The 11,457-nt window shown below is 67.5% G+C and carries 8 protein-coding genes and 1 pseudogene; 5 read left to right on the top strand and 4 right to left on the bottom strand.

What is annotated here, in order from left to right:
* Positions 1–215 precede the first annotated feature (215 nt).
* From ACIRRH_RS43460 to ACIRRH_RS43450, 3 genes are all read left to right on the top strand, one after another.
* Positions 216–1,178 carry an ISL3 family transposase gene (locus ACIRRH_RS43460; protein ID WP_403078996.1) on the top strand — a complete coding sequence of 321 codons (963 nt, stop codon included), beginning with the start codon at positions 216–218 and terminating at the stop codon, positions 1,176–1,178.
* Positions 1,175–1,543, top strand: coding sequence for a transposase (locus tag ACIRRH_RS43455; RefSeq protein WP_403078998.1), 369 nt, complete (start codon positions 1,175–1,177; stop codon positions 1,541–1,543). Before ACIRRH_RS43460 ends, ACIRRH_RS43455 begins: the two co-directional genes overlap by 4 nt.
* A gap of 250 nt (positions 1,544–1,793) precedes the next feature.
* Positions 1,794–2,348 (top strand): hypothetical protein, encoded by a 555-nt coding sequence (locus ACIRRH_RS43450; protein WP_403078995.1) that lies wholly within the window; start codon positions 1,794–1,796, stop codon positions 2,346–2,348.
* A gap of 444 nt (positions 2,349–2,792) precedes the next feature.
* On the opposite strand, the gene ACIRRH_RS43445 is transcribed toward ACIRRH_RS43450, so the two are convergent.
* Together ACIRRH_RS43445 and ACIRRH_RS43440 are read right to left on the bottom strand one after the other, a co-directional pair.
* Entirely contained in the window at positions 2,793–3,323 is a 531-nt protein-coding gene (locus ACIRRH_RS43445; RefSeq protein ID WP_403078993.1) for a carbohydrate ABC transporter permease, read from the bottom strand.
* A 19-nt stretch (positions 3,324–3,342) separates the two neighbouring features.
* Positions 3,343–4,908: a recombinase family protein gene (locus ACIRRH_RS43440; RefSeq protein WP_403078991.1), complete on the bottom strand. Its 1,566-nt coding sequence runs from the start codon at positions 4,906–4,908 to the stop codon at positions 3,343–3,345.
* A 107-nt stretch (positions 4,909–5,015) separates the two neighbouring features.
* Here ACIRRH_RS43440 and ACIRRH_RS43435 point away from each other — a divergent pair, with 107 nt between their 5' ends.
* On the top strand, positions 5,016–5,138 hold the full coding sequence (locus ACIRRH_RS43435) for a hypothetical protein (protein WP_403078989.1): 123 nt from the start codon (positions 5,016–5,018) through the stop codon (positions 5,136–5,138).
* 703 nt (positions 5,139–5,841) lie between these two features.
* Here the strand turns inward: ACIRRH_RS43435 and ACIRRH_RS43430 are convergent.
* A complete protein-coding gene (locus ACIRRH_RS43430) occupies positions 5,842–9,414 on the bottom strand; it encodes a DEAD/DEAH box helicase (protein WP_403078987.1) in 3,573 nt (1,190 codons plus the stop codon).
* The gene (locus ACIRRH_RS43425; protein WP_403078985.1) at positions 9,399–10,130 is read right to left on the bottom strand and encodes a hypothetical protein; all 732 of its coding nucleotides are present in this window, start codon (positions 10,128–10,130) and stop codon (positions 9,399–9,401) included. Before ACIRRH_RS43425 ends, ACIRRH_RS43430 begins: the two co-directional genes overlap by 16 nt.
* 994 nt (positions 10,131–11,124) lie before the next feature.
* Between ACIRRH_RS43425 and ACIRRH_RS43420 the strand changes: the two are divergent.
* Positions 11,125–11,363, top strand: a pseudogene (locus ACIRRH_RS43420) (transposase); the annotation flags it as partial.
* Positions 11,364–11,457: the final 94 nt, after the last annotated feature.

Raw genomic sequence — 11,457 nt, 5'->3', positions numbered from 1 at the left:
GCCCGAACCTTCAGGCCAGGACAACAGGCAGGCGTGCTCAGCGGCTTCCGATCACTGCAATCTCACTCTCACCAGTGAAGATCACCAACAGCATCCTCTCTGTGGAGCGATGACGGTACGTCACCTGGCCATGGGAAGATCAACGTCCGTGTGACTACAGCGCGCTCTGGACGGCCTTCTCCCATCTGGCTCTCGCAACCGTTGAGGAGGTCGTCGTGGCCTCCGAGACCGTGCTCTTCTCGGCGCGGAGTTCGACCCGGCAGGCGGCCTGCCCCGGGTGCGGCACGGTTTCCGATCGTGTCCATGGCGGCTACCGGCGGCGCCTGGCCGATCTTGCGGTAGCCGGCCGATCGGCCGTGATCGACCTGCTGGTCCGCCGGTTCGTGTGCCCGGCGGCATTGTGCCCTCGCAGGACATTCGTCGAACAGATAGCCGGCCTGACCGAGCCCTTCGCCCGGCGGACCCCGCCGCTTCGGCAGGCACTGGAGAAGGTCGCCCTAGCGTTGGCCGGTCGGCCCGCGGCCCGACTGGCAGAGCGCCTGTCCCTCCCCGCCAGCCCGAACTCCCTGCTCAGGCTGCTGCGACGGCTTCCCGACAAGACGTCCGGCACTGCCCCGCGTGTGCTGGGCGTGGACGACTTCGCGTTCAAGAAGGGCCACGTTTACGGCACGATCCTGATCGACGTGGAATCGGGCGAGCGCGTGGACATCCTGCCCGACCGCACCGCCGAGACGCTTGCCGCGTGGCTGCGCGAGCACCCCGGTGCCGAGGTCGTCTGCCGGGACCGCGCCAGCGCCTACGCGGAGGCCGTCCGCACCGCCAGCCCTGGCGCTGTGCAGGTCGCCGATCGCTTCCACCTGTGGAAGAACCTCTGCGAGGCAGTCGAGAAGTGCGTCGCCCAGCACCGCAAGTGCCTCGCCGAACCCACCACCTCCACGACCGCCGAACCCACGGTCACGAAGGACGACGACGCACCGCAGCCCGTGGAGGGTCTGCGCGCGATCAAGCGGCGCGAGCGCCACGCCGCGGTGCACGCCCTCTACGACAAGGGCGTGCAGATCCAGGTCATCGCCGAGACGCTCCGCCTGGACCGCAAGACGGTGACCCGGTACGCGCACGCGGCAAACCCGCACCCGACAAGCCCCAAGAGCTCACCGTCCGGAAGGCCACCTGGCTGATCACCGCGCACCCCGACAAGATCGACGAGAGCAAGGCGCTCAAGCTCAAGCAACTCCTGGCCCGCTGCCCGGAGTTGGAAGCTATCGCAGAATGCGTGCGCGAGTTCGCCCAGATGATGACCGAGCGCCAGGGCAGCAAGCTCGACGGATGGCTCGCCCGCGCCGAGTGCACCGGGATGAAGCCGCTGCAGAGCCTGGCCCGTGGCCTGCGACAGGACTTCGATGCCGTCACCGCCGGACTCACCGTGGAGTGGAGCTCGGGCAGGGTCGAGGGCAACGTCAACAGGGTGAAACGGATCAAGAGGGACGGATACGGCCGGGCCTGCTTCGATCTCCTCCGCCGCCAGATCCTCCTGGCGGACTGACAGGAACGTCACCCTGTGTCATCGCTCCACAGAGAGTGGATCAGAACCCGTGGAATTCCCTGCGGGCGGCCAGTTACTGGGAGACAACTGGCCGCCAATAGTCACCTAGTGTTACCACTACGCCGCTGCGTCTGACTGCAACCGTTGAGCCTGCTTCGTGATGAACGTGCAGAAATCCTGGTGCGCGGAGTCATCGCAACCGCCATAATCCACAGATCGGCCCATACGGTATGAAGTAGAGCGAGTAGTGATGAACCACCGCGACAACGCGAACGGGGCGGAGCCATGTGCACTGCTGATCACCGGCACTGTCGGGGCCGGCAAGACCTCGGTCGCCGACCTGATTGGTGACCTTCTGCTTGGCGCCGGTGTGCCGCACGCGGTCATGGACCTGGACCGCCTCTGCCAGGCCTGGCCCGCCCCCAATGACGACCCGTTCAACTTCCGCCTGTTGCTGCGCAACCTACGCGGCCTGGCCGCCAACTGCCTCGACGCGGGTGCGCGGCGGCTCGTGCTGGCCGGGGTCGCCGAGAACGCGGTCGAACGTGACAACTACCAGGCCGCGATCGGCGTGCCGCTCCAGGTCTGCCGTCTGACCGCAGACCTTCCTGTCGTGCACGCCCGGCTCCGGCGCCGCCATGAGGCCGACAACGACCCCGAGTCCCTGCCCTGGCACTTGGAACGGGCCGGCCAACTCCACCAGATCCTCGACCAGGCAGCCATCGCAGACTTCACGATCGACACCACGGAACTGCAACCCCCGGCCGTCGCCGCCAGTGTCCTCAAGGCCGCCGGATGGACCTGACCCGACACCCGACGAAACCGCCTCGGCCAACCCCGCCATGAAGTTCCCCCAAGGCCGGGTAGTTAGCGGTTTGAGTGTGGTTGCAAGGCAACGGACGCCGATGGTGTGGCTGCCGCATAGCGGCCTGTGCGGACTCTCTTGACCAGCCCTTTTCGGTCCAGCGGGCGAGTTGCCGGTAGGTGGTGACGAGGGTGACGTCACCGAGGAGTTCGGCGATCTCTCTTGCCCGCCACTGTCGTTCGGGCTCTTCCTGTAGCACGGCCAGGACGCGTGTCATGCGGTTGCCGGCCTTGCCGGCACCGACGAATTCGCGGGCCGTGGTTGTAGGCAGGGCGGGGCGAGGGGGCGGGGACCCGAGGATGGTGATCGTCACGGAGGTCATGGTGCGGCTCGTGTCGGGGCGGCCGTCCGCTTTCCGTTCCGCGTAACGGGAGATCGGCGACTTCACCTTGCGTGTGCTGACGCGGGGGCGGCGGGCTGGCGACAGTGCCGACAGGAGGCGGCGTCCGATCGTGCCGATGCCCTCCTCGACGACCTCACCGGCAGCGCGATGCGGAAGAAGGCCCGCTGCTCGCCGGCGCCGTCGATGCGCGCCGCCTCCAGCAGTTCGTCGGGCACGGAGGCCGAGGCGTAGACGCGTGAGAGGTAGACGCCGAAGGGGCTGACGAAGCTGGGGAGCAGGACGGCCCAGTAGGTGTCGGTGAGGTGCAGCTTGGCCAGCATCAGGAACAGCGGCAGGGCGAACATCGGTGCCGGGATCAGGACGGAGGCCAGGATGACGTTGAAGATCGCCTCGCGGCCGCGGAACCGGTACTTGGCCAGGGCGAAGCCCGCCATGACCGACAGGAGCGTGCTGACCGCCGCGCCGACCAGGCTGTAGAGCGCGCTGTTGGCGAGCCAGGACGAGAACACCCCGTCCTGGAAGGAGAAGACCCGGCCGAGGTTGGCGCCCAGGTCGAAGTCTCGGGTCCGCAACGATCCCGGATCACCTGACCTACGCCGAGCCGTCGACGCACTTCAGCTGTCGTTCTCGCTCTTGAAGCTCGGCGGGTAGGTACCAGCCTTCGGTGGCGGGTGTCATGTAGAGGCGGGCCTTGAGGCCGAGGAGGAGTTGGCGGCGGTGTTCCTGGTTAGCCTGGAACCAGGCATCCGCGAGGGTCTCGCCAGTTTCGACGTCGACCCAGGTGGAGGGGCGTTGTGGGAGGGCTGCGAGGCGTCGTCGTTCGTCGACGAGGAGTTCGAGAGCTTCGGAGTACTCGTCGTCTCCGCCGGGGTAGTCGAACAGGTTGCGGCGTTTCTCCTCGCGCAGGTCGCGCATGGCCTGGGTGACGTGGTTGAGCTGTTCGGTGTGGTCCTCGCCTGGGATGAACCTTCGTACCGTCATCGGCAGGCTGGCCAGGCGCTCGACCAGGGCGTTGATCGCGGCGGTGACACGCTCGCCCTTGACGGACTGGCCCTTGCAGGCGGGTTTGCCGGCGGTCTTCGCGCAGCGGTAGTACTCGTAGATCTTGCCGTTCTTGGCGAGGTTTACCTGCCGGTAGAACCGGTCGCCGCAGCGGTCGCAGTGCGGCACGCCGAGCCAGGGCGAAGCGCCGTTCGATCGTTCCTTCGTGACCGAGCGCTCGTCCATCGCCGCCTGGATCGCGGCCCACTCCTCATCCATGAACAGCGGCTTGGCCATCCGGATCGGCAGACCCTTGGCGTCGCGGGCAATCTTGCGCGCCTTCACGGAGCGGCCGGTCAGCTTCAGCCCCATCGTCGCCGGCGAGCGCAGGATCTTGCCCACACTGGTGGGGTTCCAGTGGTTCGATGGTGGTGTCTTGCGCTTGCTGGTGTAGGTGTCGCCCTGGTTCTTGTACGCGTGGGTCGCGGGGGTGTCGAAGCCGGCGGCTTCGAGGGCAGTGGCGATCATCCACTGGCTCTGGCCTTCCAGGAGGAGCTTGCCCATGTAGCGCACGGCCTCGGACGTCACCGGGTCCGGCTCCAGGGTGCGCCCGCCGCCGGGGCGGTCGACGATCCGGTACCCGTACGGTGGCTGTCCGCCGGCCCAGCGGTCGGTCTTGCGCAGGTGTTTGTGGGCGGCGGTGACGCGGGCCTTGATCCGCTTGAGCTCCATCTCGGCGAAGATCGATGCCAGCATCAGGAAGGTCTTGGCCAGCTCGTTGCCGAACGACGACTCACGGCCCTCCCGGTAGTCCAGGGTGATGCCATCGTCGGTGAAGACCAGGACCTTGTGGTTCTCCTCCGCCCAGTGCGCCATGTCCGCGCAGTCCTTGGCCGAGCGGAATGCCCGGTCGACCTTGGCCCACACCATCGCGTCCCACTCGCCCTGCCGCTCGGTCAGCCACGGCCCGAGGTCGGGGCGCTTCCACGGCGTGATCTGGGCCGAGACGTCCAGGTCCTCGAAGGACCCGACGATCTCCCACTCCTTCGAGACCGCGTGCCGCGTCGCCGACTCCGCCTGCACCAGGTGCGAGACCTTGCCCTCGTCCCCATGCGTATCCGAGACACGCGAACCCACCACCGCCCGAACCGGCGCCGAAACCGTCATGATGCCCATGGGCCTCCCCCTACCGCCAAGGCCAGCAGGCACCCTCGAACAAGCTGCACTCGAACGGGTGGACCTTTTTCGAAAAGGCGTCTATCCGCTGGAGAATCGACTATCTGATGGCCAGTCAGAAACTCGCGGACACCGCCGTCAAGGCCTACGTCGAGCGCGCAGCCTCCCATGCGGAGCGCTGGAGCGACCACGCACCCGTCACCGCCGAGTTCTACTTCGGCGACAACTAACCCATGGGTAACTGGAGTTGGTCAGGTCCTGGGGACGGCCGTCCAGCCACTACGATGGCGGGCACGGCCGCCCCTGATGAACGGTGCGCCTCAGACGAGGTCGGCTCGCATCAGCCGACGAGGCCTGCAATCTCGCCTGGGCCGGTTTGACAAGTCGATTCGTCGCACCGTCTCCCACCCGATCGCCGACTGACGAGAAGGCCATGTGGCACCAACAGGGGATCAGGCAGGGTGGCTCCCCCCACATCCCCCACTGGCATGCTCTCAGCAATGAGAGTACGCCAGTGGGGAACGGCGTCTGCTTCAAATCACCACACCAAACACCGTCAAGCCGCCTGTTGGCGCCAGTAACCGTCGTCCGACAGAGCCCGCCACTGGCCCTGGACCGAGACGATCACTACCGCGTTCGAGCGCTGCAAGCCCTGCCGAACCCCAGCTGAGCAGCAACGACATCCTGTCCCGACGAGTCATCCTCTGGCCGGAGCCGTGGAACCCGGCGCCCACCCGACGCGACAGCCGGGCCGCAGGCATGCCCACCACCGGCCAGGAAAGCCGAAACGGCCCGCCGAATGAACCGACCAACCGTCACAAAAGATCGAGGCCAAAGGGTTGGCCAGACCTGTTTTCCGTGGCACCTCACACGCAGCCAGATGACCGAGGCAGTCACGCCGTTATCCATGAAGATGGGTCCCAGGGCGCCGGACTATTGGTCTGCCGCCGCGTGAGAGAGTCGTAGGCGCGTTCCTTCCAGAATCGCTTCGATCACCAAGCCGCTGCGCAGGGCGGCGGCGACATCGGCATGGTCTCTCGCGGCGATGCGGCCGCGAGTGCGATGGTCGTCCGTGATAAGGATTTCGCGGGCTGGCTTGGTATTGGTCCAGACGAGACTCACCCTGCCGGGCGTGGGTTCGGTCGAGAGGTCGGGTTCGATTTCCAACTCGACCGGGTCCCCCTTGAGGAGGGTGGGAAGTAGGCTGCGTCGGCGTCGGCGGACGTACTCCAGGAGGTCATCGATCTCCAGGGCTGTAGGCCGGAAACGATCGTGCCATCCGGGGATGTGCTGAGAGGCCAGCTGCGTGCCGAGGTCGGTGGGGGCAATGTCTTCGTAAGCCGCCCACTGGCCGACGTTGTAGGCGAGGGTGCGGGAGCGGACGCCGTGGATGAGCAGATGGAGGGCCTGTTCGGTATCGACGCCATAGCGCAGGCACCAGGCGGTGGTGGTCCGAAGGCGGAGAGCGGCGGACGTGTGGGCCAACTCTTCGTTGGCCATGTTGATGAGCGCGCCGACTGTCCAGGACAAATAGTGCTCGAAGGTGACGCTGATGTTGGAGACGGCCTGCTCCAGAGCCCAGTCGATCTCTGCGTTTGGCAGCCATTGCCGTGCCATCGCTGGGATAGGTGTGCCATTGACCCAGCGCGTGATTGCCCCGGCGAGGTCGACCTGGACCGCCTGGCGGTTCCTGCCTCGGCGGCGGTCGCGGAACTGCCAGGCCTTCTCCCGCTCCGGGAGCTGAAGGAGCGCCTCGTAGACCTGCTCCTCTTCCAGGATCTGCAGGGTCTCCGCCAGGGTCAGTTCGTCGGGTTCGGGTCCGGGTTCCACCACGGACGACATGTCGAAGGTGGTCATCTCTCCTTCGAAGGTCGCAGCGCGTTGGGCCACTCGCCTGGCCAGCCCATCCAAGGTGCGGGCGCTGCGCAGGCTGGTGCCGGCGCTCGTCCACCGGCGACGGCTCGCCGGGTTCGTCGCCGCGTAACGATGACGGGTGGTCTGTGCCAGGCTGTACCAGCGCGCGCGGTCCTGGTCCGGAAGCTGCTGCATGGCCAGCAGTCGGCCAACCGAACCGAGCGGGTCGGGAGCGGTTGCTTCCAGGTGGGCGTGGGCGTCGAGGACGAACCACACGAAGCTGATGAAGTCGGCGGCCATGCCCTGCGCCACCGCCATGACGTCGTCCGCGCTGGAGGCGATGGTCGCCTCGGCGGCTGCGAGCGCCTCCAATGCCGCGTGGCTGGCGAGGGCGGAGCGGACCTGCAGCTTCTCGCTGCCGGGCGAGAATAGGTTGTAGTCCTCCGCACTGGTCTCCCGGTTTAGGGCGAGCAGGATCCAGCCCTCGCTCTCCTGGCCAGCCCTTCCTGCCCTGCCGACGGCGTTGAGCAGCCGGGCCGGATCGAGCCCGTACGACGCGGCGCCGCGGTTGGTCTCCTCGCTGTCGAGGTGGGCGGTGATCAAGACGGTGCGAACCGGCAGGTTCACACCGTCGGTCAAGGTGCTGGTGCTGGCCACGGCCAGCAGGCGTGCACCGCGCAGCGCGTCCTCGACGGCCTCCAGGACATCGTCGGGAAGCGCCGCGTGGTGGAACGCCACTCCGTGGCGGGTGCAGCCGACGAGGGGGTGCTCCTCGCCTAGTTGCTCAGCGAATAGCTGGGCGAGTTCCAGGGCCGGCTCAAACTCCGGCAGATGCTCGGCCATCGCCATGGCAGTGGACTGCGCTAGGTCCTTGGTCCCGGCGACGACCAGCATGGCGCCGGCGGGCAGCAGCAGCGTTGCCGCTGCAGCGAACATCTTGTACGCCGCCGTGCTTTTGCTCTTGTCCTTCTTGCACCCCCTGAGGCTGGACTCGGCACGGTGATTGAGGACGAGTTCGCCGACCGGCTGGGTCGACAACTGAATGGGTGTCACGGACTCTGCGGGACGTAGGCTGATGCCTACCGACAACGGGACACTGGTCTGCCACGGTAGGTCGGCTGAGCGCGGTCGGGCCGTTGTCGACTGCTCGTCCCAGGAGGGTGTGGTGGAAAGCAGTCCGTGCAGACGGCGTGGCCCACGCCACGCCGAGGTGAACAGGACCTCGGGGGCGCCGGGGGCGAGCCAGGAGGCCAGTGCCGCGCCGTTGCCGACCGCGGCCGACAGCAGCACGAGCCGGGGTGCATCCGGGTAGGTCTGGCAGAACGCCAGCAACCCCTCCAGGAGGAACCCGCGCTTTCCTTGGGCTATGTGATGGGCCTCGTCCACCACAATCAGCGTCACGTCCTTCAACGCCTTTTCGGGGTCGTTGCGCAGGCTGTGCATCAGGCGTTCAGGGGTGATGACCTCCACATCCGCCGGCTCCTCATCCGCTGGCCCCAGAACCTGCCAGGCACCGGGGAACTCCGGAACGTCCGCATCCAACTCCCGATCCAGCACACGCAACCGCTCGCGCAGGGAACGGCGCATCTCACGGGTAAGACTCCGCAGCGGCGACACGTACACCACCCGCCCGGGCACCGTCGCCAGATGCGAGCACATGATCAGCTGCGAGATCAGGCTCTTCCCGGCACTGGTCGGCACACTCACCAGGAGCCGGCTCGTCGATGGATCCAGCGGATTGGCACTGCCACGGCTGAGCAGCTCACGCTGCGGCGGCCACAGCGTCAGCACCGGCGGCGACGTCAGCGTGAACGCCTGGGCAACCGCCCTCCGAGCATCGGGAGGCAGCAGCTCGTGCAGACTGCCCGCACCGAGGTCACCCAACAGCCGCAGCAGGTGGGCAGCCACCCACTGCGCATTGACGTCCCCCCTGCCGCTGCGCCCGCTTACAACCCGCTCCAGGGCCCCCTGAGCTCGCCGCAGACGGTCGTGTGCGCCGAAGACGAGAAAGTTGGTCAGGTCGGCGACTGCGTTGACCACGTCCTGGGTGGGCCCGAAGAGGGTGCCCTGCAGATCGTCGAGGCCGAGGAGAGCCTGCAGCTCGCGCATCCGGCGGCGCCAGTACCGCAGCAGGTCCCACAGCCGCCCCGTGTCGAAGCCGAGGAAGGCCACGCCCGCCTCCACCGAGAGCGTCTCGATGGCGTCCAGGGCCGCGAGGGGCTGATCCTCACCGCTACGGCGCAGAGGATCCGGGCCGTGGCACAGGTCGGCGACGCGCCGCCAGACGGCTGTGGCGTTCGGATCCTGATCGCAGCGCCGGTAGCCGATCTGCGCGCCGAAGGCCAGGGAGAGGAGCTCGGCAGCCGGCCGCTCGGTGTCGGCGAGCGCAAGGTCGAAGATGTGAGCGCTGACGGCGAACGCGTGCCGCTGCCGCGCCGGGTTGTAGAGCTCAGCTGCCTCGGGGAGGGCCGCGACGCCGTGCAGGTACCAGGCCGTGCGCAGCACGGAGTCGTCGACCTCGAACCTGTTCATCATCGCGCGGACCTCGATGTCGGCGATAAGGCGCATCAGCTCCTCAGGGCTCGGGAGTGTTGAGGTCCGCAGCGGGCCCAGGGCTTCCCGCAGGACGGGAAGGCTCAGAGTGCGCTCCACAAGAACTCCTTCACCTGGTCGGCGAATTTGGTGAAGTCGCCCACTGCGACGATCAGCCCTTCGAGCTGCCCCGGGTGTCTGAGATCAGGCAGATAGCCGGGGACCTGCGTGAAGGCGGACCGCTTGGGCAGCGAGGCGGTGTTGGTGGAGACGCTCACGCCGGCACCGCCGCTGGGGTCGGCCTGGATCCACAGCTCTACCAGCTGGGACATCAGCTCGCCGATGTCGCCCGGCTCGTTGGCGTGCGCGCTGCAGAGCTTTGCCAGATATTCCAGGCCCCGCTCCTTGAGCTGGTCAGCGGCCTTACTGATCGTCCCGCTGACGGAACCTGCTCCGGTGAACTTCTTGATCTCCCAGAGGCGGAACAGCAGCGAGGCGTCCGGAGCCCCTGTCAGCCGGTGGACGACGAATCCGTCCCCGCCGCCCTCGGTCACACTCCAACTCGGCGGCTCCAGGAAGGCAACCTCCCGGCCCTGGGGCTCTTCCTCACGGAGGAACAGGTACCACAGCCACTCGCCGACGTGCCCAGGAACATGGTCCTCGGCGTTCGTAGGGCGTGTCGGCAACCCGAAGACCGGTTGCACGCATACCGACACCCTCCGGGCCTGCGTAGCCGTGAGTGAAGTGCTGGTCGTGGCTGCGGATCGCCATAGGTCGTAGGCCGTGGAGCGGCCAGAGCGGTGGCGCATGATGGCGTCCGCGACGATCCAGGCCACCGCCGCCCTCTCCTGGCCCCCCTCCGGAGCGAGGACGACCAGGTGCCACGGGCAGGCATCACCCTGAGCCTGCGGTGTTCGCCTGAAGAACGGAGACACCCGGTACCCCGCCGCCGCAGCCTGTACGTCCGCCAGCGCAACGTCGCTAGGGCCAATAGTCACGGATGCGCGAACCCCCCGGGCCATGAATAAAGTCCGATCATCCTAGTACTCCAGCCGCACTTCGTGATCAGGTGGCGAGTCTGCGCTGGTAGTGACTGTGGCGGGCTCGTCCCTGGTGTTCGTCGCCATATCGACCAGTGGAGGACCCGGGCGGGTGAGCGGGGCTGGTCGAGGATCAGTGCGTTCATCAGGTGGCGGATCTCGTTGGCGGTCAGGTCTGCCGTCGGGTGGCCGGACGCTACGGGAGCTGTGGCGGCTTCGGCGACAAGGAAGGCGAGGACGCCCAGGGCGAGCATGGCCGGAGTGATGTGGCGGTGCCAGGAGGTGAAGTGCCGGACCTGGTAGTGGTCAAGTCCGACCTGCCCCTTGGCGGCCTGGAAACACTCTTCTATCGACCAGCGCGCCCCGGCGACCCGCACGAGGGTCGACAGCGGCGTCGGTTGCGGGGGTGAAGCACAGGTAGAACGCGCGCTCGCCGGTGGCGGTGTTGCGACGGACCAGCAGTTGGCGGCGCGTGCCGTCGACGTCGAGAGCGATCCACGCCCAGCGGTAGACGCGCGGGCCCTTGAGTCCGGCCCGGCGCTGCGGGTCTGCCAGGCGTCTTCGGGTAGATACGCGGCCGCCGTGTCGGCTCGGGCCGGGGTGCGTCCGTCGTTGATGCGCACACGGGTGGCGCACGACACCGCCAGAACGTAGCCGATACCGCGGGCCTCCAACTCGGCACGCGAGGTGGGATCCTGGCCGTAGACCTCGTCCCCGGTGACCCATCGGGCCGGGGTGCCGGTGTCGAGTGCCGACCGTCCTCACCAATGTCGGCGCGGTCACGGTCGCGGCGCCCAGGGACCGCAACGGCGACTTCGAACCGCAGCTGGTACCGAAGAACGCGCGCCGGCTGGCGGGCTTCAACGACGGATCCTGTCGCTGTACGCGCGGGGGATGTCGGTACGCGACATCCGCTCCCACCTGGCCCAGATCTACGGGGTCGAGGTCAGCCCGGACCTGATCAGCAAAGTCACCGACGCGGTGGTCGACGAGCTCATGAGCCGGCAGAACCGCCCACTGGACGCGGTCTGAAGTTCCACCCTGCGGTTGGACAGCGGGTTCTTACGCTGCCGGGGTGAAGTCGTGTTGCAGCCTGGCTCGGATTTCGAGGGGGGTGAGGTAT

Source organism: Kitasatospora sp. NPDC101235, from assembly GCF_044767505.1.
Lineage (GTDB): Bacteria > Actinomycetota > Actinomycetes > Streptomycetales > Streptomycetaceae > Kitasatospora.
Note: the sequence above shows the minus strand (reverse complement) of the source record. Positions and strands in the feature narration are given on the sequence as shown.